General features: G+C 40.0%; 25 protein-coding genes. 14 read left to right on the top strand and 11 right to left on the bottom strand.

Features of this window, described 5'->3' with window-relative positions:
* Window positions 1–38 precede the first annotated feature (38 nt).
* The 5 genes from H5163_RS08955 to H5163_RS08935 all read left to right on the top strand — a co-directional run bounded on the left by H5163_RS08955 (window position 39) and on the right by H5163_RS08935 (window position 5,973).
* Window positions 39–815, top strand: coding sequence for a family 16 glycosylhydrolase (locus tag H5163_RS08955; RefSeq protein WP_182734952.1), 777 nt, complete (start codon window positions 39–41; stop codon window positions 813–815).
* 49 nt (window positions 816–864) lie between these two features.
* On the top strand, window positions 865–3,387 hold the full coding sequence (locus H5163_RS08950) for a glycoside hydrolase family 3 protein (RefSeq protein WP_182734951.1): 2,523 nt from the start codon (window positions 865–867) through the stop codon (window positions 3,385–3,387).
* Window positions 3,388–3,448: 61 nt separating this feature from the next.
* Window positions 3,449–4,504 carry a histidine kinase gene (locus H5163_RS08945; protein WP_310736643.1) on the top strand — a complete coding sequence of 352 codons (1,056 nt, stop codon included), beginning with the start codon at window positions 3,449–3,451 and terminating at the stop codon, window positions 4,502–4,504.
* On the top strand, window positions 4,501–5,292 hold the full coding sequence (locus tag H5163_RS08940) for a LytTR family DNA-binding domain-containing protein (protein ID WP_145241093.1): 792 nt from the start codon (window positions 4,501–4,503) through the stop codon (window positions 5,290–5,292). The genes H5163_RS08945 and H5163_RS08940 overlap by 4 nt, the downstream gene beginning before the upstream one ends.
* A 105-nt stretch (window positions 5,293–5,397) precedes the next feature.
* Window positions 5,398–5,973: a hypothetical protein gene (locus H5163_RS08935; RefSeq protein WP_182718958.1), complete on the top strand. Its 576-nt coding sequence runs from the start codon at window positions 5,398–5,400 to the stop codon at window positions 5,971–5,973.
* A 90-nt stretch (window positions 5,974–6,063) separates the two neighbouring features.
* On the opposite strand, the gene H5163_RS08930 is transcribed toward H5163_RS08935, so the two are convergent.
* The 3 genes from H5163_RS08930 to H5163_RS08920 all read right to left on the bottom strand — a co-directional run bounded on the left by H5163_RS08930 (window position 6,064) and on the right by H5163_RS08920 (window position 8,951).
* Window positions 6,064–7,035 carry a glutathione S-transferase family protein gene (locus H5163_RS08930; protein ID WP_182732208.1) on the bottom strand — a complete coding sequence of 324 codons (972 nt, stop codon included), beginning with the start codon at window positions 7,033–7,035 and terminating at the stop codon, window positions 6,064–6,066.
* 21 nt (window positions 7,036–7,056) lie between these two features.
* On the bottom strand, window positions 7,057–7,899 hold the full coding sequence (locus H5163_RS08925; RefSeq protein ID WP_182734950.1) for a pirin family protein: 843 nt from the start codon (window positions 7,897–7,899) through the stop codon (window positions 7,057–7,059).
* Between the two features lie 71 nt (window positions 7,900–7,970).
* Window positions 7,971–8,951 (bottom strand): YihY/virulence factor BrkB family protein, encoded by a 981-nt coding sequence (locus tag H5163_RS08920; protein WP_145241085.1) that lies wholly within the window; start codon window positions 8,949–8,951, stop codon window positions 7,971–7,973.
* A 136-nt stretch (window positions 8,952–9,087) separates the two neighbouring features.
* On the opposite strand from H5163_RS08920, the gene H5163_RS08915 reads away from it, so the two are divergent.
* On the top strand, window positions 9,088–10,176 hold the full coding sequence (locus tag H5163_RS08915; protein WP_182734949.1) for a mechanosensitive ion channel family protein: 1,089 nt from the start codon (window positions 9,088–9,090) through the stop codon (window positions 10,174–10,176).
* A 334-nt stretch (window positions 10,177–10,510) separates the two neighbouring features.
* Window positions 10,511–11,383 carry an MYG1 family protein gene (locus H5163_RS08910; protein ID WP_182734948.1) on the top strand — a complete coding sequence of 291 codons (873 nt, stop codon included), beginning with the start codon at window positions 10,511–10,513 and terminating at the stop codon, window positions 11,381–11,383.
* Between the two features lie 59 nt (window positions 11,384–11,442).
* Here the strand turns inward: H5163_RS08910 and H5163_RS08905 are convergent, their stop codons facing one another.
* Both H5163_RS08905 and H5163_RS08900 read right to left on the bottom strand, forming a co-directional pair.
* Window positions 11,443–12,960 (bottom strand): DUF3360 family protein, encoded by a 1,518-nt coding sequence (locus H5163_RS08905; protein ID WP_145241079.1) that lies wholly within the window; start codon window positions 12,958–12,960, stop codon window positions 11,443–11,445.
* Window positions 12,961–13,289: 329 nt separating this feature from the next.
* Window positions 13,290–13,694 (bottom strand): YkgJ family cysteine cluster protein, encoded by a 405-nt coding sequence (locus H5163_RS08900; protein WP_145241077.1) that lies wholly within the window; start codon window positions 13,692–13,694, stop codon window positions 13,290–13,292.
* Between the two features lie 184 nt (window positions 13,695–13,878).
* Here H5163_RS08900 and H5163_RS08895 point away from each other — a divergent pair, with 184 nt between their 5' ends.
* Window positions 13,879–14,469 (top strand): LysE family translocator, encoded by a 591-nt coding sequence (locus H5163_RS08895; RefSeq protein WP_182732204.1) that lies wholly within the window; start codon window positions 13,879–13,881, stop codon window positions 14,467–14,469.
* 10 nt (window positions 14,470–14,479) lie between these two features.
* On the opposite strand, the gene H5163_RS08890 is transcribed toward H5163_RS08895, so the two are convergent.
* Window positions 14,480–15,316: an AraC family transcriptional regulator gene (locus tag H5163_RS08890; RefSeq protein ID WP_149982853.1), complete on the bottom strand. Its 837-nt coding sequence runs from the start codon at window positions 15,314–15,316 to the stop codon at window positions 14,480–14,482.
* Between the two features lie 198 nt (window positions 15,317–15,514).
* The gene (locus H5163_RS08885; protein WP_149982852.1) at window positions 15,515–16,450 is read right to left on the bottom strand and encodes a LysR family transcriptional regulator; all 936 of its coding nucleotides are present in this window, start codon (window positions 16,448–16,450) and stop codon (window positions 15,515–15,517) included.
* A gap of 94 nt (window positions 16,451–16,544) precedes the next feature.
* On the opposite strand from H5163_RS08885, the gene H5163_RS08880 reads away from it, so the two are divergent.
* From H5163_RS08880 to H5163_RS08855, 6 genes are all read left to right on the top strand, one after another.
* Complete coding sequence (locus H5163_RS08880) at window positions 16,545–16,979, top strand: DMT family transporter (RefSeq protein WP_145241069.1); 435 nt, start codon at window positions 16,545–16,547, stop codon at window positions 16,977–16,979.
* Between the two features lie 9 nt (window positions 16,980–16,988).
* Window positions 16,989–17,450: a DMT family transporter gene (locus H5163_RS08875; RefSeq protein ID WP_145241067.1), complete on the top strand. Its 462-nt coding sequence runs from the start codon at window positions 16,989–16,991 to the stop codon at window positions 17,448–17,450.
* A gap of 244 nt (window positions 17,451–17,694) precedes the next feature.
* Window positions 17,695–18,111 (top strand): tetratricopeptide repeat protein, encoded by a 417-nt coding sequence (locus H5163_RS08870; protein ID WP_182734977.1) that lies wholly within the window; start codon window positions 17,695–17,697, stop codon window positions 18,109–18,111.
* Window positions 18,112–18,148: 37 nt separating this feature from the next.
* Window positions 18,149–18,589 carry a GNAT family N-acetyltransferase gene (locus H5163_RS08865; RefSeq protein ID WP_182734947.1) on the top strand — a complete coding sequence of 147 codons (441 nt, stop codon included), beginning with the start codon at window positions 18,149–18,151 and terminating at the stop codon, window positions 18,587–18,589.
* Between the two features lie 7 nt (window positions 18,590–18,596).
* On the top strand, window positions 18,597–18,815 hold the full coding sequence (locus H5163_RS08860) for a DUF6500 family protein (protein ID WP_145241061.1): 219 nt from the start codon (window positions 18,597–18,599) through the stop codon (window positions 18,813–18,815).
* Between the two features lie 74 nt (window positions 18,816–18,889).
* A complete protein-coding gene (locus tag H5163_RS08855; RefSeq protein ID WP_182734946.1) occupies window positions 18,890–19,411 on the top strand; it encodes a YgjV family protein in 522 nt (173 codons plus the stop codon).
* A 40-nt stretch (window positions 19,412–19,451) separates the two neighbouring features.
* On the opposite strand, the gene H5163_RS08850 is transcribed toward H5163_RS08855, so the two are convergent.
* From H5163_RS08850 to H5163_RS08835, 4 genes are all read right to left on the bottom strand, one after another.
* Window positions 19,452–21,422 (bottom strand): RICIN domain-containing protein, encoded by a 1,971-nt coding sequence (locus tag H5163_RS08850; protein WP_182734945.1) that lies wholly within the window; start codon window positions 21,420–21,422, stop codon window positions 19,452–19,454.
* A gap of 877 nt (window positions 21,423–22,299) precedes the next feature.
* Complete coding sequence (locus H5163_RS08845) at window positions 22,300–22,779, bottom strand: YchJ family protein (protein WP_182734944.1); 480 nt, start codon at window positions 22,777–22,779, stop codon at window positions 22,300–22,302.
* Window positions 22,780–22,819: 40 nt separating this feature from the next.
* Entirely contained in the window at window positions 22,820–23,254 is a 435-nt protein-coding gene (locus H5163_RS08840) for a SulA-like leucine-rich domain-containing protein (RefSeq protein ID WP_145241055.1), read from the bottom strand.
* Between the two features lie 224 nt (window positions 23,255–23,478).
* On the bottom strand, window positions 23,479–23,934 hold the full coding sequence (locus tag H5163_RS08835) for a sel1 repeat family protein (RefSeq protein ID WP_145241053.1): 456 nt from the start codon (window positions 23,932–23,934) through the stop codon (window positions 23,479–23,481).
* Window positions 23,935–23,953 lie beyond the last annotated feature (19 nt).

Below are 23,953 nucleotides of genomic sequence, written 5' to 3'. Positions count from 1 at the left end.
CCACTGTGGGAGGTGTACAATTTAAATAAGGATCAATAATGAAAACTAAGCTTATTAGCTCGTTAGTTGCAGGTTGTGTGTTTATCTCACCTTTTACATATGCCAATTATTTTAAAGATAATTTTTCATGGGGTTACGATAATGCCATTTGGAATGCGCGAAGTGGCGACAATGGCTCGCCTTTTGGCTGTGAATTTTCCCCTGCAATGATTAACCCAAGCCAACAGGGGATCACGCTTTCATTATCACAAGGCGCATGTGCTGAGCTGCAAAGTAATAATTTCTATGGCTTTGGCAAGGTGCAAGGCAGTGTTAAGTCAGGGAATACGCAAGGCACTGTGTCTTCCATTTTTACTTACACATCGTGGTGGGATTCACCCGGCAGAGCATGGCAAGAGATAGATATTGAGCTTTTACCCTCCCTTGGGAACGTTGTTCATACCAATGTGATTTATCAGCCGCAAGGTGGCACTTATCAAAGCTGGGAAAAGGACATCGACTTAAGTCAGTTTGGGCTTGATTACAGAGAGAACTTATTAACTATTGGCTTTGATTGGTCTAGCAACTCGATTCGTTGGTACCTATACGACGCTCAAGGAAATGAGCAAACATTAAGAGTGCTCTACAAAGACAATGGCGATGGTCATTTAGCTGAAAATGAAATTCCCGCGTATGCATGGCCGATGGATAATACAAAAATAATGATTAACCAATGGAATGGTGATAACTCAACCGAAGGCTATTACTTCCCAGGTCAATACTACGGCAGCCCTTCGTGGGCGTACTATGATTTTATTGAGTACATTCCCCAATAAAATTAAGAAGTTTGTATCTATAAATAGAATTTAATCTCGAAGGTTTTTAATGTCTCAAATCAAATATTCTAAATTATTATTTTGCTTATTGCCCGTAGTTGGGGCGCTTACTTGTCAATATTCATTCAGTGCAGAGCGTGAGCAAGTCAACTGGCCTTATGTAAACACTAAACTTAAACGCGATCCCGCTGTAGAAGCGCAAATTGAACAACTACTGGCAAAGATGACCATAGAGCAAAAAGTGGCGCAAATGATTCAGCCCGAAATTGGTTATTTAAGTGTTGAACAAATGCGCAAATATGGGTTTGGTTCATACCTCAATGGCGGTAATACTGCGCCCTATGGCGACAAACGCGCTGATCAGGCGACATGGCTAAAATATGCCGATGAAATGTACCTAGCATCAATGGACTCAACGAAAGACGGTATTGCAATACCGACTATTTGGGGTACTGATGCCATGCATGGACATAGCAATGTGTATGGCGCTACATTATTTCCGCACAATATTGGCTTAGGAGCTGCGCACGATGCCGACTTAATTAAGCGCATAGGCCAAGCAACAGCAAAAGAAGTGTCTGCCACTGGGATTGAATGGAGTTTTGCTCCTACTGTCGCTGTAGTCAGAGATGATCGCTGGGGCAGAACCTATGAAAGTTACTCAGAAGACCCTGAATTAGTTAGGCTGTATGCGGGTAGTATGGTGACAGGTATTCAAGGTGATATAGGGGCTGACTTTTTAAAAGGCAGTAACCGTATTGCAACCGCAAAACATTTTGTGGGCGATGGTGGTACAGAGCGAGGCGTTGATCGCGGAAATACGCTTATCGATGAAAAAGGATTAAGAGATATTCACAGCGCAGGTTATTTTTCGGCTATTAATGAAGGTGTGCAATCAGTGATGGCATCGTTTAATAGTTGGAATGGCAAACGTGTACATGGCGATAAACATTTATTAACGGATGTACTTAAAAACCAAATTGGTTTTGATGGGTTTGTAGTCAGTGATTGGAATGCTCACAAGTTTGTAGAAGGCTGCGATTTAGAGCAATGTGCGCAAGCAATTAACGCGGGCGTTGATGTGATCATGGTGCCAGAGCATTTTGAAGCGTTTTATCATAATACTGTTAAGCAAGTGAAAGACGGTGTAATCGCAGAATCAAGAATTAACGATGCCGTTAGGCGCTTTTTAAGGGCTAAAATCCGTTGGGGGGTATTTTCGAAGAGCAAACCATCAGCGCGACCTGAATCACAACACCCGCAGTGGTTAGGTGCTAATGAGCATCGCATTTTGGCAAGAGAAGCGGTTCGTAAGTCACTCGTTCTATTAAAAAACAACGAAAACGTGCTGCCAATCAAAGCGAGTAGCCGCATCTTAGTTGCCGGCAAAGGCGCGAATGCAATTAATATGCAAGCGGGTGGCTGGAGCGTTTCTTGGCAGGGCACAGACAATACCAATAGTGACTTTCCAAATGCGACCTCTATTTATGCGGGTTTACAGTCGCAAGTAACAAAAGCGGGTGGTGAGATCACTTTGAGCGAGTCTGGTGAGTATACTAGCAAGCCAGATGTAGCCATCGTGGTGATCGGTGAAGAACCTTATGCAGAATGGTTTGGTGACATCGAGATGCTTGAGTTTCAGCATGAAACTAAACATGCGCTTGCGTTATTAAAGCAGCTTAAAGCTGATAATATTCCTGTAGTAACGGTATTCTTAAGCGGCCGCCCGTTGTGGGTTAATAAAGAGTTCAATGCATCGGATGCCTTTGTTGCTGCTTGGCTACCAGGCTCTGAAGGTGAGGGCGTTGCAGATGTACTATTAACTAATAGCGAAGGTAAAGCCCAGTTTGATTTCAGCGGTAAGTTGAGTTTTTCATGGCCTAAATATGATGACCAATTTACGTTAAACTTAAACGATGCTGACTATGATCCATTATTTGCTTATGGCTATGGCTTAACTTATCAGGACAAGATAAATGTGCCTGTTTTGAGTGAGAAAACCAGCCCTAAAAAAATTGTTAATAGTGACTCACATCCCCTGTTTGTAAGAAACTTAGCCAAAAATATGACTTGGCAACTGGCAGATACAAGCACAGAAAAGGTGTTAGCCAGCGGTGCATCAGCAACCAGTGGCGATAAACAAAGTTTACTTATGCAATCAGTCAATTTATCTTATCAAGAAGATGGCCGTGGCTTTAATTGGCGCGCACAAGCCGCTGTTAGCTTGAGTTACCTAGAGCCTAAACAGCTAGATAGTAAATTTAGTGCAGGTTACCTTGAATTAAAGATGCGCATAGATAAAGCTCCTGAACAAGGAGCAAACTTGCAAGTCATGTGTAGAGAAAATCATTGCTTAAGGAATATTGATTTTTCATCGTTTTCACAATTAATGACAGACAAAAGTTGGCATACTCTAGCAATCCCTCTGCACTGTGATGATAGCGGACTTGCTGAGCAAAAAATAACAGATGCGCTGCGCATTACTAGTCAAAATTTAAGTTTAGCAATTGCGGATGTGGCGTTAACTATAAAACCGAGTAATGACTCATTATCATTAACGTGCGCAAAGTAATACCCTAAGACCGTTGATTAATTATTATTAATCAACGGTCTATAACATTGGATTTAATAATGTGAATAGTAATAACCCTAGAAGTCAGTTGTTCTGGTTATTCCAAAGTTGTGGTTGGATTGTCTATGCAATGCTGACCGAATTAATGATAAAAATACCAAGCGATGAGCCATGGACAATACATATACCGCATTTAATTATTGATGTAGCATGTGGCTTTTTGATCACTTTAGCGTTAAGACGATTTTACAACTGTTTTAGCCAGCAAGAGCTCAAAGTTAAAGTCGCGTTACGTATTATGCTGCTTCTAATTGCAACATTACTCTGGACGCAAATTAAATGGATTTCCTTGCAGTGGTTATATGGTAACTGGTGGCTTTCAATGTCATGGTTTGACTTTGGTACATGGACGTCAGCCTCGTTAACCATGCTTTCAACATGGACTGCCTTTTATTACGGGATCAAAATTTATTTAGATAATCTTGAGCAAACTCAAAAGGCCGCAGAAGCAACCCATTTAGCCAAAGAGTCACAGCTAAAAATGCTTCGATATCAGCTTAACCCGCATTTTATGTTCAATAGTATTAACGCCATTTGCACGTTAATATTGAAAAAAGAAAGCTTGCAGGCAGTAAACATGCTTGAAAAACTATGTGACTTATTGCGCCATAGTTTATATACCGACCCACTTGAAAAAGTAGCTATCAAAGAAGAAATCGCAATGTTAAGAACCTACCTAGATATTGAACAATGCCGATTTGCTGACAAGCTAGAGGTTAATATTAGCGTTGATGAACCATGCAATGATTTATTAATACCTTCTTTATTAATTCAACCATTGGTAGAAAACGCGTTAAAACATGGTATGCGAGCAGATCAAAAAATGGTGATCACAATTAATGTTGAAAAAACAAAATCCGCATTGCTCATTAAAGTTGCTGATACTGGTAAAGGCTTTGATGATAATAAAAAAACCAAAAGAGGCATCGGCTTGGCTAATTGTGAGCAACGCTTAAAATTAATATATGGTAATAGTCACCGAATTGAAAAAGGCAATGCGACTACCGGTGGTGCGTGGTTTTGTATCTCTCTTCCAATTAATGGTTTGCAATCATGATTCAATTAAAAACGTTACTCGTTGATGACGAATACAGTGCTATTGAAGGTTTGCGTATTCGCTTAGAAGCCTTTGCTGAAATTGAAGTGATTGGCAGTGCACAAAGTGTTGATGAAGCAATTAAAGTACTTAACGAATATGATGTAGATTTAGTGTTTCTAGATATAGAAATGCCAACAAAGTCAGGTTTTGAATTAATTAAACATTTTCAACCAGAGAGCTGCCCTGCGGTTATCTTTGTTACGGCATTTCATCAACATGCTGTTAAAGCTTTTGAGGTGAGGGCGCTGGATTATTTACTTAAGCCCGTTAAGTTAGCTCGCCTTGCAGAAGCCATTGAAAGAGTTATTAAAACAGAAAAGCTAAACAGAAAAACCGAACTTATTGAAGTGCACCAATCGCTGGTGATCAATGAATCGCAACCACTTGAAGTGGCGGGTAATTCTGACTATAAGTTTGAAGCTGAGAATTTAGTTATTCAAGATGCTAAAAACCCAATTCAAATTATTCCGTTTAAAGATATTTTATGGATTGATGCGGCGGGGGATTATATGTGTGTACACACACCTGCTGAAACACACGTAATGCGGGCGCGTTTAAAAGAGCTTGAAAAAAACACCTTGCCTGAAGATTTCCTGCGAATACATAAATCAACGATTGTAAATTTAAGCCATATAAAGCAACTTAACCCACTTAGAAACTCTGAATACACGGCTGTATTACAAAGTGGTAAAACACTTAAAGTCAGCCGTACCTATAGTAAAAATTTAAAGAGTTTGTTCAAATAATAAATATATTAATATTGAGAGTATTAAACTATAACTGCAACAGTTTGTATAATAGGCATTTGTTACGCTATCTCAGGTCATAATTTATAAGGATTTTAAATTTCTATGGCAAAACCTCAGCTTTTTTGGATTATTTTAATATTATTGATTACCTGTTTTATGCCTTGCGGTTTTTTCATCTGGTATGAAAGTGTGGATCCCGCATTTATCCCTAATGCTAATTACAATTTTATTTTACAATGGGTTTTACCCTCGCTGACAGTGCTGACGATTGGTTACCTTTTTAGTCAGTATAAGAATTTTGCTCAAGTGAAGGAAAGCTTAGATGAGCATTTTATTGCTGAGGGACGTTTAGTTAAGTATTTTACGCTGCTTTTTAGTCCAGTGTTTATTTACTTTTACTTTTGGACATTCATTAATATCCCAATACAGTTATGGGCAAATTATCAATTGGCTGAGTATTGGTCGCAAGAATATTTATTAGTTGAGGCAACAACATGTAGTAGTGACTATGAGCCGCACTGCGTAGAATTAAAGTTTTCCGATTTAGCAAGTGAAGAAACACATTCAATAAGATGGTATTTAGATAAAGCTGAATTATTAACGCTCAAGAATAAAAGAGTAAATCTGGTCGGTGAAAAAAGTTATTTTGGTTATATTATCAATACAATACAGTGGTGATCAAAGCTTTAAAAGGCATTATTGTGATTTGTGGTGGTTATAAAAAGGCCTATACTACCCCTGCCATTTTGCAGGGGTAGTATAAATTGGTTAACCGCGATTATGCTCGCGAGCGTAATCAATATTGGGCCCTTTAGGGACGATTTGCGTTGGGTTGATCATGGTATGACTAAAATAATAATGTCGTTTGATATGATAAAAATCAACGGTTTCTTTAACGCCAGCAACTTGATAAAGCTCACGTAAGTATTCACTCAGTGCCGGGTAATTTTCGATAGTACGCAGATTACATTTAAAATGCCCAACATACACACTGTCAAAGCGTATTAGAGTGGTGAATAATCGCCAATCTGCTTCGGTTAGGGTGTTGCCCACTAAATAGCGCTGCTTGAGTAAAATACTTTCGACTTTGTCTAATGCAGTGAATAAGTCATTAAATGCTTCTTCATAGGCTTTTTGAGTGGTCGCAAACCCAGTACGATACACGCCATTATTAATGTTGTTGTACACCAGCTCATTAATTGCATCGATTTCAGCGTGCAAGTTATTTGGGTAAAAGTCTAGTTTATTGCCAGTTAAATCATTGAAGGCGCTGTTAAACATGCGAATGATTTCAGCAGATTCATTACTGACTATTTTATTTTGCTGTTTATCCCAAAGCACAGGCACAGTTACTCTTCCGGAATAATCTGCTTTATTTTCGGTGTATATTTGATGCATAAATTGCTTATCAAAAAGTGCATCTCCAGTGCTGTGGTTGTTTTTATCAAACGTCCAACCATTATCTAACATATCTGGGCTAACCACAGAGACATCAATATAGTCTTCAAGGCCTTTTAATTTTCTAAAAATCAAGGTGCGGTGCGCCCATGGGCAGGCTAATGAAACATATAAATGATAACGGCCTTTCTGTGCCTTAAAGCCCGCCTCACCAGTTGGGCCTGCGCTGCCATCTTTGGTTACCCAGTTACGTAATTGTGCAGACTCGCGTTTAAACTCACCATCGCTTTTATCGGTGTCGTACCATTTATCTTGCCATTTACCGTTGACTAGTAATCCCATAATTGACTCCTATATCGTGTTTTAAAAGCTACCAAATTTACCGCTTTGGTAATCACTAATTGCTTCTCGTAATTGATCTTGCGTATTCATCACAAACGGGCCCATGTGAGCAATAGGTTCATTAAGCGGATCACCGGCTAAAATAAGTACCCCAGCGCCGCTTTGCGAGCTAAATTTAATATCACTACCGGGCTCTAAAATAAGTAGGCTGCCAGCCATTACTGGACCACCTTGTTCGGTGTTGATTGAGCCGGTATGAATATAAATCATCACCTTGCTTTGTGTCAGTGGTGGATGAGCAAACTCAGTGCCTACAGGTAATGTTACATCTGCTAGCATGCCATTGGCTGCTAGTTCTTGTAGGCTTGAAACCTGAGTTTGCTGGTCAAATTGCCAATTGCCAGCCAGTGCTTTTAGTTCAACACCTTGACTATTTTTATGTTCAGGTGCAGGGTGCTCAGTAGTATCTTGATATTTCGGTGCTCTGAGCTTTTCAGTGCTTGGCATATTGAGCCAAATTTGAAAGCCATGCATCCCCTCAATCGCATCGGCAAGTGGCATTTCGCTATGGATAACGCCAAAGCCGGTACTCATCCATTGCACATCACCTGCGCGAATAGCTTTTTTATTGCCCATTTGATCTTGGTGTTCAAAGCCGCCTTTAATAATGTAGGTAAAGGTTTCGATACCACGATGCGGGTGGGCAGGAAACCCACCCATAAAGTCACTGTGATCGTCGGATTTTAATTCGTCGATCATTAAAAAAGGATCTAAATGCTTACCATCAAAGCCTGGTATCCGGCTAATATTTACGCCATCACCATCTTGGGTTGCATGGCTATTGAGTTGCTTTATTACTTTCATTGCTTTGCTCCGAATCTTGTATGGTATTATTTAAACACAATAAAATTAAACAACCATGGGTAAAAATAGCACTATTCATTCGTTTTAACAGAACGTTCTGATTTTTGTTTTTTCGTTAGGTTATCCGCTACAAAAGCCCCGCGATTGCCAGACTGATGTGCTGGTCCCACGGTGCTATCAACCATGGTTTGTTGTTCGGTGCTGGCATTAATCGCAGCGCCAAAAATAATAATATAGGCGCTGATATACAACCACATCAACATGATCACAACCCCGCCTAACGAACCATAGGTCTCATTGTATGAAGCAAACTGTGACACATAATATGAAAACCCTAATGATGCGATGATCCAAAGCCCAGTAGCCATTACTGAACCAGTTGTAACCCAACGCCACTTTGCCGCTTTTCTATGGGGTGCATAACGATATACAAAAGCTAAAGCAAAATGAAAAGTCGCTGCTAGTAACAGCCAAGTGAGTAATTTGATCACCGTATCGATACTGTTTTCTAGACCAACAATATTGAGTGCGATAGGCAATATACCAATTATTAATAATGCGATTACGGCGACCAATATAGCGCCAATAGAGAATAGAAAGCGCACTAAAAGCGCTTTGAAAAACTGCCTTTTGGTTTGCTCATGGTAGGTAATATTGCAGGCTGTGATCAGTGCTTGGCAGCCCTTACTGCTACTCCATGTGGTTAATAACAACGTGCTTATTGCACTAACACTTAACACTTTTTGTGATTGTTGGGTTACTTCAGATACCTGTTGTAGAACGATTTCTCGGCTGCTCGGTGGCAATAAAGTAATAAACTTACTAATCTGTTCACTAACATCCGCCGTAGAGGCGAAATAAGCATACAGCGAAACACAGGCTGCCAGTGCTGGAAAAATAGCGAGTAATGCGTAAAAAGCGACACCAGCGGCAACAAAGGATAAGTTATCTTGCGACATACTTTGGTATACCCGCTTGCTGATATCCCACCAGCCCAGCAAGGGGATCTCGGTTGGTTTATCTGCTGTGTAGCCACGTGGTTTATGTGCCATATTTTATTCCTTGCTGATGGTTATTAGTCACTATTTATTAGAAGTTAAGGTGCAAGGTGCTTGCCAGCTTAAGTTGGCGTTTAATTTGCTTCTACAGAATTAATGGTTTTATCAATAAAGAGCGCATGAGTTACATATGGAAATAATGAATAGTATTAATAATCAAATTATTAGCGCATTAAAAATACAAACAACGAGTACCAACGCGGATCCTTTAGCGCCAGTATCTTGGCAAGGTATAAACTCACAAATTGCGCATTTTTTACAAAGTGCTTGGCAAATGTTACCCGCTCTCACTTTAGGTATAGCAGCAATAATCGTGTGCTATTTTTTAGCAAAGCCTGTGTCTTATTTATTAGTGAAACCTATTGGCTATGTAAGTGAAAGGCGGTTATTGCATGTTGTTGCTCGTCGCTTTATTAGTACTGTGATCATTTTGTTTGGAGTTTATCTATTTTTACGCTTAGCAGGCTTAAGTGAATTTGCCGTTGCGATAATGAGCGGTACTGGATTAGTAGGGCTAATCTTAGGTTTTGCATTTCGTGATATTGCAGAGAACTTTATATCGAGCATGCTATTAAGTGTGCAACGTCCTTTTCGTATTGATGATGTTATTGAAGTCGATGGCTGCTTAGGGGTAGTAAAAAAGGTCACTGCGCGGGCGACCACATTAGTTGATTTTGATGGTAATCATATTCAAATACCTAATGCGACTGTTTATAAAAATGTGATTAAAAACCTTACTGCTAATCCGAAAATGCGCGGTCACTATAAAATAGGCATAGGTTACGATAACGATATACGTAACACTCAGCAGTTAGCGCTGAGTTTAATGGATAAACAAGCTGCTGTGCTAAAAGATCCGGCCCCACAGGTGTTACTTGATGAATTAGGCTCAGCCACTATCAATCTCAGTATTTACTTTTGGGTTAATAGTGAGCAAAACAGCCCAGTTAAGGTAGCGTCGCAATTGATGCGTGAAATGGTTAATAGCTTTGACGCGCATGGTATTAGTATGCCTGATGATGCTCGTGAACGGATTATTTTAAATGCACCAAGTGAGCAAGCACAAAAGACTCCGGAACAACCCACTACGCAAGATCAAAAAGTCAAACCGATTGCGCATCTGGATGCTGGTATTGATGATGTGAGCAGTGATGCTGATGAAATTCGTGAACAAGCTGAGCGCTCTCGCGATCCTGAGCAAGGCAACAATATTATTTAACTTGCTCTTTAAATAATATACTTAGTTTAATGGCTGTGGGTTCGGCAATTTTATTTAGTAAAGACTGAGGTATCGCTCGAGGAGAAAGTTTTACAGAAGACAGTTCATGTATGGATTGGTTATGTTTTTACCATCAATCTACTGTTGCTTTGTTATTACTGTCGCTTATCTTCCTCTAGACGATTAATTACCACAAAGTGGTTCACTGTTTTTGTGGGCTGCTCGCCGATAGCGTATACTGTTGTGCTTGTAATTTTGACTTATCTATTTTGTGCTAACGGATCAGTTTAAATTTCGCCGTCTTCTTACTCCTTTCTAAAATGATATTAAATAAATGAATGATATAACAGTAGCAACTCATAACGGTAATTTTCATGCGGATGATGTGTTTAGTATCGCCGCACTTAGGCATATTCTTCCTACTTTTAAACTTATACGTACTCGTGATTTAGAATTAATCGCGCAAGCTGACATAGTGATTGATGTTGGCGGCGAATATGACCCAGCTGCTGGACGTTTTGATCATCACCAACGTGGCGGTGCCGGTGAGCGTGAAAATGGCATCCCATACTCATCATTTGGTTTAATTTGGCAAAAATATGGTTTAGAGCTGTGTCAGGGTGACCAAGATGTTGCGAATGCAGTTGATGCTGGTTTGGTATCGACCATTGATGCGATTGATTGCGGTCATGTTGAAGGTGTATCGAAAGGGATTAGTCTTAGCCAAACAATTTCAATGTTTAACCCAACATGGCAAGAGGAAAGTGACTTTGATCGTTGTTTTGATGAGGCGGTTGAATTTGCATCGCGTGTTTTAACACGTTTTATTGCAGCAGCCAGTGGCGGCATTAATGCTAAAGCAATCGTCGCTAAAGCGATTGATAACGCAGATGATGCAAGAGTGATTGTATTAGAGCAATACACGCCGTGGAAAAAAACAGTGCATGCTTTATCGCAAGAAGCGTTATACATGGTTTATCCATCGCATTCAGGCAAATGGATTTTGCAAACGGTGCCTGTTGAACCGGGTTCATTTGAAGACAGGAAGTCACTACCAAAAGCATGGGCTGGTTTATCAGATGCTGCATTTCAAGCGCAAACGGGCATTGATGACGCAATGTTTTGCCACAATGGCTTGTTTATCGCAGGCGCAGAATCATTTGCAAGTACCATGAAACTTGCTGCTATGGCGTTGCAAGACGAATAAAACGAAGTCACGGTTATTAAAAAGGGGGGAGCGCTGTACTGGCTTCCCCCCTTTTTGTATTAGTGTCTAAAGTTTTCTAGCAACGCTGGAATACCTGGCAGCATGCCCACCATGGCCATAACACTGGTCAATAATACAAACATAAACAGCGGAATGATCCAGCGACTCATATGGGTAAGCTCAGAGCTGCGCTCTTTACAGCCAATTAAGCCTAAGTTATCGAGCAGCATGGTCAGTGACCAGCCAAACGCTGGGTTTACTAACGTTGAAGCAAATACCACAATAGCTGCTGATTGCGTGGTTTTACCTTCGCGAGTCATTTCCATACCCGCCTCAAGCAGTGGGATAAATACACCCACTATTAACGCCACACACAGTACCGGTTGCCAAATGGCGAGATCCATTGGATAACCCCATATACCTGCAATTACACAAAAAAGTGCGGTTAAAATTGCACCCGCTGGAATAGGGCGCTTAGCAATCGCGGCAGGCACAATATACGTGCCCCATGATGAGGTGAAGTTAGACCCACCTAAAATAGAGCCAAAGGTTTGCCTAACTGATGCACTGAGCATAGTATCGTCAATGTTCATTTGCACTTTTTCAGTGCGTTTTGGGTAGCTGATCTTTTGGAATACTTGATGGCCTAAAAAGTCTGGCGACCACATGGCCACTGCCAGTATGGCAAAGGGCAATACGACTACAAAGCTTTCAAGAGTCGGCAAACCTAACATCCAACCGGTGTTTTCACCCCACCAATACATAGGGTTCATATTTGGTAACCCGGGGGCGGTTTTAAATTCAAACGGCGCACCTAAGGCAAAGGCCGTTAGACCACCAATAAGGCAGCTGAGCGGCACAGCTAACCAACGTTTTTTAAAATGTTCGAGTAGCGCGTACAGTAAAATAGTGGCCAAAATAACGATGAAGGCAATGTGGGTCATTTGAATTTGTTCAGCCCATGCAAACAGTTTCTTTACTTGCGATATAGTGCCTATGAATCCTAAGTAAAGTAATAATCCGCCGCACACCCCTTTACTGGTTAGTCGTGCCAACAAACTGCCGCCTTTACTGATGGCAAGCAGTAACCCTAAGGCGCCAATGAGTAGCCCGAATGCCATTGGGTGTCCGCCTGCTGCAACAACAATGGGAATTAATGGAATGAGTGGTCCGTGGGTTCCCGCTAAGTTAGCAGTGGGTAAAATAAAACCTGAAAACAAGATGATAAAAATAGCCACTATGAGTAACTCATAGCGTACGTTTTCTAACACAAAGGCGTCACTTAAACCAAGCGGTGCGGCAAAGGTGGCGGCAATAGCGCCTACCATAACAACTTTACCAATTGTCCCTGCCATCGCGGGAATTGTGTCTTCAAATTCGAAGCGGTAATCCCGAAAAGGCAAGTTAGGACGCCAGCGCTTTGGCTGCATAATTTGCAGTTCATGCTCGAGATAATCGTCTCGACTGGCAAACTCAGAGCTTGGTTTATGAAGATTTTTATAGCTATCGGAAACGGTTTGAGTATCGCTTACCTGCTCAGCTTGGGATGACGTGTCATCTTTTGGCGTGGTTGTCATGAATTCTCCTGCAACATTGTTGCTAACTCAAAATAAAAAAACAGCTTGTATAAAGCAATGAATATTGAATCGATAGAATAAAGTAGAGGTTTATCAATTACGATTAGGCAAAGGTCGAGCATGACGGATTAAAGTAGCTTGGCGCAGGTATAGCCAGCAGAGAAGAAAATATTCAAAAGTTAATTTCTATTGTTAATAATCAATACCTTATTTTCATATTTGTTGTTTATTGCTTTAAAAAAGCCAGTTATACGGCACGCATTAATGAATTACTGGGTGCTAAGTCTTTAGTCTAATGGCTAGGAGCTCACTCAAAGCTAAGCTCTGTTTTATTCTGTATAGCCGCCAGGGCGACTGTCTTGCATTAATAGATCAAGTTTTCTTTGTGCTTTTTTATAGTTATCTAAATCGATTACTTCAATCATTTCGCATTCGTCTCTTACCATTTCGGTGATAAGGCTAGGATAGTGGCGGCAATCTTCAGGGCGGTCTAAATAAATACTGCAGGTATATTTATTTGCGGCGAGGGGATTTATTTTTGGTGCTATTTCAAGAAAAGGGCATTGGCTTAGTTTTACTCCCGATTGTGGGTCGTGCCATATTTGGTTATTTTTAACGAACTCAAAGATTTCGGGGTTAAATATCTCCCATAGATCAATCTCTTCTTGCGTGGCGCTCAGATCGCCACCACCGTATTTAATACAGCATTTACCACATTGATTACATTCTTTCATGGTTCGCTAATTTGTAAGATGGACTAATTCTAGTGTATCACCGATTGTTTTTAGTGCAGCTGTGTTTTTGCAGGGGTAATTTGTCAGATGCTATTTTATTTACAACAAGGTCAATTTTGTTCAATACATGGCTTATTGCAACAACAGATAATAAACGCCACTTTAAATAACCTAAGTATACGTTATGACTTTATCAGTGATCATCTCAATGGCACTATTTGCCTTGGCGGCGTCTATATCACCCGGGCCAGTTAACCTTGTTTCGTTAAGTAGTAGTGCGCGATATGGGGCAAAAAGAGGCTTAATATTTGTGACTGGTGCTACCTTTGGTTTCATTGCATTATTTTTGTTTATTGGTTTTAGTTTGCATTATCTCATTGCGCAATTAGCCTGGATCACTGGTGTATTACAGTGGCTCGGTATCGCTTTTTTACTTTATCTCAGTTATCAATTATTTATCGATGATGGCGGCCTCACAGCTGACGCTAAGCAAAATGCCCCTACCTTTATGACAGGTGTGATCATGCAATGGCTTAACCCTAAAGCGTGGTTGGCTTCTTTATCAGGCATTGCAGCATATAGTCCAGGGGCGCAAGGATTTGAACTGGTTACTTTTGCAAGTTTATATTTACCTATTTGTTGGTTATCACTTGGCTGTTGGGTTTGGCTAGGTATACGGCTCGGGCAGCATTTTCAAAGCCCAGCTAAAATGCGAGTGATGAATAAAATTCTTGCACTATTACTGGCTGGCAGCTGCTTTTTATTATTGATTTAGTGGTTTTAATTTACAGTGATAAAGTACGGCGATATTGCTCGGGAGTTGCCGCTACGCGTTGTTTAAAGACCCGCTGAAAATGCGCTTGATCACTAAAACCTGCACTGTGAGCGATACTTGCTATTGGCTGGCCTTGTTTTAGTGCTTGCTGACCTAATTGAATACGACGATTTAACCGATAAGCGTGCGGAGTCATATTAAAATGACGTTTAAAAGCGCGCACTAAATAACTGCTGCTAAAGCCAAAAAGTTTACTGATTGTGTTAATTGATTGGTCTTCAAAACAGTGCTCATTCAGGTAGTTCGCTACTTGATATAGCTTATTTTCAGGTAATAACGTTTGCTCGTGTAATGGCTCAACGCAATCAAGGTACGTAAATAATTGTACGAAGTAACTACTTAGCAACGTGCGCTTTTGTGCTGCGGTAAACGTATTTGTCATTAGGTTTTGGCACAAGATAACAAAGTCCTGATAAAGCTGTGGTAGTAGCACTGTATCCAAGCGACTTCCTTGCCAGTTTTGTTGCTTTGTGACGCCAGACTCGAACAATAACGCTGCTAACCAATTTTTATCTATATGCATCATGTAATAAGCCCACGCTGAGTTTTGCTTTGGATTACAGGCGTGGACTTCATCAGGGTTCATTAATACTAAATTACCATGTGTTACTTGATGTAGACGATCTTCACAAATGAATTCACTTTGCCCCGCTAAAATTGCGCCAATTGACCATTGCTGGTGGGAGTGGGGAGCATAAGTGACTTTGCGGCCATCTAATACTTGGCGCAGCTCGACAAATGGTAACTCGGGGTCGCGCCAAAAAATAGGGTGTGTTGTTGGGAGCATACTATTTTCCACAATTGAAAACCTATTTCCAGTATACCCCTAGTTGTAGTGTATAAATCTACTCTCAGAGTAAATTATTCACCAAAAAATCAGTGAGTAACTGCGTCACTTAGCTGCATGCAATTGTGTGCTGAGCGGGTGTGTTTTTTAGGTATCACTATTGGTCTGTTTGCACCCGTTAGAGCATAACGTAGATACTTAATTTTGGTATTTCCAGTACGGCGGGTTGCCATAAACTTCACTAAAGTAATCAATACATACTCGAACATTTAACGGTGGTTGTCGTGTATTAGGGTAAATTGCAGTAATGTTTTGTGGTCCTGTTTTTATTGTTGGCGCAAATTCACTTAAGAGTGAAACAAGAGCGCCTGTTTTTAAGCTTTCACCAATTAACCAATCAGGGAATAATACAATTCCCATGTCGTTCAAAGCCCCGATAAACAGCGTTTCAGCATTGTTAGATACTAAAGTCGGTATTACACTTTGCTGCTGCCATGACGAATTAATTTTGAATAACCAACGATTTTGCCCCGATGAACCGCTATAAATTAAGCCCTGATGCTGACTAAGATCAGCCGGCACTTTTGGTGTGCCATATTTTTTCAGATAAGCAGGGGATGCGGCTAAATGATAAGTTTGCAGTCCTAATGTTTTAGCATGTAACGATGAATCTGCAAGAGATCCGATACGAAAAATCACGTCAGCGGCATCAATATGCGGATCGATAAAATCATCGGTTTGAGTCAACTCTACTTGAATTTTCGGATAGCGATTTAAAAACTCACCAAGCCAAGGCGCTATGTGTTTTTGTCCGAAAAAAACCGGCGCATTAATTCTTATTAACCCTTTGGGTTGAGTTGCTCTATCTTGCAGCTCGTTACGTACTTCGTTGAGTTGCTCGGTCATTGAGCGCGCATAATCATGAAAAATTCGGCCCGCTTCGGTTGGCATTATTGCTCTTGTGTTACGGTAAAAAAGTTGCTGACCAAGGGCATCTTCAAGTTGCAAAATTACTCTAGAGACCATAGAAGGCGATACATTTTCATGTCGAGCAACAACAGAAAAGCTTTTACATTTATACACGGCGATAAAAAATTTTAACGCTCTGATATTGATCGAACTGAAATCATTCATTTGTGCAAATCCTGCAAAAGTGTTTCTTATATAATCCCATTTTTCGCGTTAAAGCTCTAGGTTATTATTTATTCCTTATTAATAGGAGATTTGCATGCAGTTTATTTTGATTTTAATTGTCGTTATGGGAGGAATGGGGCTGTCTGTAGAAGCAGGCTTATTGGGCCCTTTAGGTGGTGAGGTTGGAGAATTATGGGCCACATTTAGTGTGTTTGGTGTTGGTGCTGCTCTTACCTTTATGTTGATGCTATTTTTTAGTCCTCGGAATAGCCCATCTTTTTTCAAACAACCATCATGGACATTGTTAGGTGGCGTGTTGGGGCCTGTTTATGTCGTTATATTGACGTTCACAGCACCTGTGATAGGTATTGCTATGACGATGATCAGTATCTTGATGGGACAAATAGCGAAAAGTTTGCTGATAGATCATTATGGTTTATTTGGTAGTCAACATCGCCAGATTGACCGTAAACGGCTTATGGCACTATTTTTTATTGTCATTGCATTAATTCTGATGGCACAAGGTTAGGGGACGCTAATGACTATAATTATGATAATTCTGGCGGTGATTGGTGGTGCAACCTTGAGTATTCAGGCTGCCATTAATGGCCAATTAGGAAGTAAAGTAGGTGTTTTTCGCTGCGCATTTTTAACCTTTTCGGTGGGTGCGTTGATCACCGGGTTACTTATCTTTTATTTTGAACCTAGGCATGCGCTAACCCTGTTGGATGTGCCAAAGTGGCAATTATTAGGGGCAATGTGTGGAGTACCCTATATCGTGATAATGGTGTTTGCTGTGCAGCGAATTGGCACCGCAGTCGCAACGGTTGCGGTAATATTCGGTCAATTATTTATGAGTATGTTAATTGATAATTTTGGTTGGCTTGGTAACGATGTGATTGCTTTTTCGCCAAGTCGTATTGGCGCTGTAATATGTTTGGGTATTGCGCTGTATTTTATTCATGCAAGTGGTAAAGATACAGCAAAAACTGAGAGTTAGCCTTGAAACAATAAAAATTTGGCTGAGGTGATAACTTGTAACAGGGGGGTATCACCTGATTTGAGCTGAGATTTTTCCCCCGCCTTAGGCTTGATACGCTTTAGAATGAATCATTTTAGTCTCGAGTGTATTAGAATAGTACGCTCTCGGCCTTGTATTTTCTTTCGTTTCGCTTTGAGTTGTTGTTCTTAGCCATGCAAGATAGTTAATTTGGCTGTAATTTCTAACAAAAGGTAATGAAAGAATAATGAATACAAAACTGTATAAATCAGTATTGAACTTAGCCGGTGAGCTAATGAATGCTGCACAGCAGCAAGATCAAGTCACGTTCGATTCACTCTATGGGCAGCTAAAAGCACTGTGTATTGAGCATGAAAATACTGAGAAAGATCATCCTGTACAGTGGGAAACGCTCGCTGATTTTACCGATGAGTTTGCCGATGCGTTGTTGATCTATGAAAAAGCATTAGCTAAAGCTAACGCCATCAATGCGAAAGATTATATGTCGTCAATTGGTTATGCGATGGCAACTATGCATGTTGAACTAGGGCAAACCGAAGCTGCTATTGTAAGTTTACAAGCTGCGCAGGTTAGCGCAAATAAAATTCCTGATAAAGCGCTGAAGGCTGAAATAGCTCAGCTGCTACAACAATTACAGTAAAATTAGCTCGTTGATTATGTTTAAGAGGTCACAATAAATGGATGTTACGCTAGGCACTAGCCCTGAACTGATTGCGCAAGCGCATGCTATTCGCCACCAAGTATTTGTGATCGAACAAAGTATTCCTAAGCAGTTAGATTTAGACGGTTTCGACGAACGAGCTGTGCATGTGGTGGTAACAGATGGTGGTGCTTTAGTCGCTACTGCGCGGTTAGTGGAACGTAATCGACGGTGTGGCGTTATGGCAAGGATTGCAGTGTTAAAGCAATACCGAGGATCCGGCATTGCTAAATTGGTTATTAATGCCTTGTTATCACATGCTGGTAAAATTGGCCTTGAGATCATTGAAATTCATGCACATGCCTATTTGCAAGGCTATTACGAAAGTTATGGTTTTAAATATATTAAAGATGTTGAAATAGTTGGCGAACACCAACTTATTGAAATGCAATGCAGTTTAAAAAGTGAAGTGAGGTAACGCCGTAATGCGCGACGAATTAAGGACTAAGATCATTCAAGTTTGCGACAAAAAAATAGCGGCGAAGGGAGATAATGTTGGGCTGTCGTTTTATGCTTTTTTTGCCAACAAAAATGATGATCCAGAATTACTTATGGAAGCTGCGACATGGTGGATACAAACCCACCAATTAGATCACTTTGTTAAAGCGCGGATCATTAAAACCATGATTGAAAATAATCTGTAATAGCGTGTAGATGTTTGATTGTATATTAACCACAATAGCGGTTGAGATATTTATTTTAGTGAGGTGTAGTGCTGGTGGTTGATAGTTGGATTGCCCAAGGGTTTGGTTTACTCAGCTTTGTTTTAGCATTGGTGTGCTTTTATCAAAAGGATGATCGTCGTTTAAAAATAATGATGGTGGTGATGAATCTAAATCATGCACTGCACTTTTATTTACTCAATGCTATCACTTCATCATTGTGCTGTTTATTTTCAGCGGGGCGTACAGCCGTATCAATGCGGGTAAAATCGGTGTGGATAGCAGCCATTTTTATTATTTTAACCGTGGTTATCGGTTATCTAACAGCCCAGCAATGGACGGATTACCTTGCGATTGTTGCCGCTTGTTTGGGTTGTTTTGCACTATTTTGCTTAACGGGCATCAAAATGCGTGTTTTGCTGTTTGCAGGATCGTGTCTATGGTTGGCAAATAATATAATTGTTGGATCTATTGGCGGCGTGTTATTGGAAGCGACTGTAATTATTATTAATATATCGACTATCTACAGACTACATAAACAACGCTTTACCCGTGAGGCGCTGACTGAACATGGTTAATAATGAAGAGCTTAACAAAGCCCTTCACAGTAAATGTTAGTTATTGTCTGGTTAACTCAAACATTTGATTTTCTGCTCCTGAGGTACATGTCCATTGCAGAATATTAGCATCATCGGCAGTTTTGCTACCTGCGACGTCTAAGCACAACTCACTATTTCGGTTGATGATACGCCACTTACCAGAGCCGGCACTTTGCAAACGAAACTGCTGGTTATAGCTCCCTGTGTATGTCCAGATATTGATATTTTCACCCGCTGTAGTTGAATGCGTATAGACCTCTAACCCTTTAGAAGGAGCATTGACTGGTGAAATACGATGCCACACCCCATCGACTGTTGAAATATTAAATTTTTGGCAATCATTGTTAAGCCAAGACCACTGCCTAACATTTGCCCCATCTTCACTTTGACAGTTAGCAATATCTAATGATGCACCACTGTGTTTTGGGGTAATGCGGTAAGTACCATTGACTTGTGTATTGGTTGGGTTGCCATTATTGCCGTCGGTATAACCATTGTAGATTTCAAACTCTGCAATTTGCGGTACGCCATTGGCGGAATGAATCACAAAACTTACTTTGGATAAGTTAGTGTTAGAAAAAGTGATTACATTTGGCACAGCACCACCGTTAGTAAGTGTTACACCTGTATCGTAGTTCACTAAAGACCAAGCTGTAATGCTTCCTTTACTGGCTGGGGTTTCAATTATTTTAATCGCATTTATGGTGGTGTTAAGGTTTTTAATATTGATCGTGCCCGTGGTAGCTGACGGTGACCAGTAAGTTGACATATCGCCGTCGTTCACATTGCCATAACTCGAGCCACTGGCTTTAGAACTGCCATCAACACCGGCACTGATAGCAAGATTTTCCCCTGATGGCGTTGGCTCAGGTATTGGATCTGGATCCGGTGTTGGATCAGTTGGGGTAGTCGAGCCACATTGGCCATTCGATGTTTGCAAGCCTTTGTTCGCGCCAGCCGTTGCTGCAATGATGTTGGGTATACACTGTGCATTATCAAGTTGATAGTTATAAGGAATGTTGATTGTTGTGGTTGAGGTCGGATTAGGGCCTGCTGGGTGAAGCTTGTTTTCTTGTTCAGACCAATCGATATTATCCCAAACATTGCCACTGACTTGCCAGTAACCCATATCATTTGTATAAAAAGTACCGAGTGGATCTTTGGAATTTTTAAAGTAGTTGTTTTCGGCGCGCATTTTACCGCCAATTCGTGGATTCATGCCCGATGACACGAGTCCATAGTAGTAGTTGTTGTAAGCATGCGCTGTCGCGTGTCTTAGTAAAGGCGTGCGAGAATTAATATTTTCATAGTAATTGTGATGAAAAGTAACAGGGCCGTTAGTATTGTCACTATCACTTGAGCCAACGAGACCACCGCGTCCAGAGTTGCGCAAAATACTGTAAGATAATGTCACGTATTTGGTATTACTCTTCATATCGAACAAAGCATCATATCCTGAACTTTCGCCACCACTGGCCTCAAGTGTAACGTGATCGACCCAAATATTTCTGACGTTTGACTCCATGCCAATCGCATCACCGCCGTTGGAGGTGGGGGAGCCTGATTTTTTGACGTTTCTAACGTGAACATTTTGAATAATGATATTTGAAGATGAACGAATATGGATGCCTAATTGGTCAAAAAGAGCACCGCTACCAACACCGATAATAGAAACATTACTAATTTCTTTTAGTTCAATTAGATCTGGCCCAGTATTGCAACTATCTCCAGATACTTTACTGGTGTTGCCATGATTTATGGTGCCTTCAACGTGGATGATAATTGGTGTGTCACTTGATGCTCGGTTACATAAAGCCTGGTGAATTTGGGTTCCAGTTGTTGCATAAACAACATCGCCACCAGCACCACCGGTTGTACCACCATTCGTTGCGGCAAAGCCTGACGCATTAGCAAGTGCACTGTTTCCATATATAGCAGTTGTTATGGCCAAAGCATGCAAAGAATATTTAAATAACGTACGTTTATTCATTGGTTGTTCCTAATTATTGTATGTTCAGATCAAAACAATCAAATAAATTAATTGTTAAAAATGTTAACACAATCAAGTCCTGTTTATGCTTGCACTGCAGTGCTACCGGTGGCATTATTGCGCTAAATATGACTTTCTGCAATGCTAATTACTGATTGATTAGTTTTAATTTCATTATTTAGTTTTGTTTTTATGCGTTTTAAATAAATATATTTAATTAAAATTAACAGGTTAGGCTTTGTTTTAATTATTTTAAAAAATATAAAAATAATAACGATTTATTTTCTAGTTTTTATTATAGTGTTTTTTTGACACTTGAAATTTATTTAACATTTGTTCCTTTATTGTTTTTTGATATGACTAGATATTAGCATGCTACGGGGCTGGTTCTAACGCAGTATATATATGTTTTATGGATGAGTTAGTTGTTTATAGGTGTTGTTGTGAAGTACTAGAGCATGTTGACCTTTCAGAATTAAAATTTGTTTAATCTAGGAGTGATTTAATCATGACAAGAGGTTTGTAACCTAGTTGGATCGATAACTGCTACCGCGTTATTCTACTGGCGGAAGTAATCTGAGCTTCGGATAATAAATCCATCTCCAGCGGCTATTTTTCAATGTTAACTGCGTTGAATTTACTTGTAATAGGCATGCTATTGACGCGTAAATTCGCCTTATTTTCCCTGAAAATTTCGGCTGGAGAGTAAAAGTAATATTAGTGCTTTAAATCAATGCGTTAGAAAACACATTAACCAAAATTTAGGTTAAGCAACAAAGAGTTAATCGCACTTAGACAGACCACGTTGGGTCGCGAGTTTTTTGAATTTATGATTATTTATAAATACTTACGGTAAAAACTACACTCTAAGAAAGTGTTACACGCTGTGGCATTTTTTATATTTTTTACCGCTACCACACGGGCATTCATCATTGCGGCTAATTTTTATATCTGCAACAGGGAAGATATCACCATCGAGATAACGCCACTGCCCATCTTCTTTTATGAAGCTTGATTTTTCATGTAGTTGGCAAAACAAGTTTTGATAAAAATAGCTAACACAAAATTCAACACAACCAGTGTATTCTTGCTGGTCTGCACTGATCACTGCTAATTTTATAAAGCGGCAACTATTAGCAAAATCAGCAATTTCTTTGATTGGGTTTGCTGCTTGTTTTTCTTGTGCATAAGTTTGGTAAATATACTTAGCATTTTTTAAAGCATAAGCAACAAAGCGAGAGCGCATTAGTTGCTCTGGGCTTGTTGCTTGTATATTGCCTGAGTGCAATTTTTCACAGCAATCGCTATAGCTTTGTTCGCTGCCACATAAGCAAAGACTGTCAGTGAGTGAGGTCATAATTAAAATACGCTTTATTAAAAAACGGCATTTTAACAGCTTATTGTGCTAATGCTATCTCTGTAGCTTGTTGGGTTTTAGTAAAACAGTATAGTTTTGCACTCGCTTGGTCTAACTTTAATGACAGGTTAGCTATTTGATTGTCTTTCACAATGTCTGTCCAGGTGATCACCGCTGCAAAGTTACCGTTATGTAGTGCTGAATTTAGTACATACTCTAAATTAACCAGATGCTTTTGCCTAATCACTAATAGTTTACTGGTATCAATAGAACATGAATCAAGTAAAGCTTTACTTGGTACGTGATCCGGTGCAATCAGTAACGTCCATGCGTTTTTATTATTGTAATGGTGTAACACCTTTAGAAGTTCAAAAGTTGCAGAGATCTCATCTTCTATCTGAATCAAATTTACTGATGCGCTTAAATTATCTTGTTGATAGCTTTTAACTGTTCTGATGGTAATTGGCTGTAACATAAGTTTCACTCACTGGTTGTTTATACAGTACTCATATACAGTAGTTTATACAGTGTTTGTGTGCAAGTGTTTTTTGCTATCTTTTTGAACGATTTTTAAATTTATTTGATACCATCAGCTTTGAAAATGTGCAGAAAATTAAATAATACTATACAAAACAATGTATTAATTATTTAAATTGAGGTGGCAATTGATTTTAACGAAAAGGGTAGATTAGTCCCTTTTCAAGGTGAGTTGGGGATCAGGTGAGCAAACTGCTGTTGGTGTATTTGTTCATACAGTGTTGCAGCATAACACTGGGCATCTTTAAAGCGGCGGGTGGCTAGATGTTTACGTAAATCAGTTAAGGCGGTTGTTGCAGGCTCATAGCCTTGGCTACTGGCTAAACTTAGCCATACTGCGCCATGAAAAACACTAGTAGGTACGCCTTGGCCTTTGATAAAAAATAATCCTAGATAAAATTGGGCTCGCTGATTACCTGACATTGCAGCTAAGCGCATCCATTTAGCAGCGAGAGGAGGTTGATCATTTTTTAAATAATACAGGGCTTTATTAACAGTGTTATCAGGAGTATCAGCTTTAACCGCACTGTGTGGGGCTTTGCTCGGTTGGGTGATAAACGATAATACGTTTTCTAACTGTTGTTCTAAATCTAAGCCAATTGGCGAGGTATCTGTCATAGTGCCACACATATTATTG

It is taken from the genome of Pseudoalteromonas sp. SG44-8 (assembly GCF_014164125.1).
Lineage (GTDB): Bacteria > Pseudomonadota > Gammaproteobacteria > Enterobacterales > Alteromonadaceae > Pseudoalteromonas > Pseudoalteromonas rhizosphaerae.
This window is presented reverse-complemented; position numbering and strand designations above follow the sequence as displayed.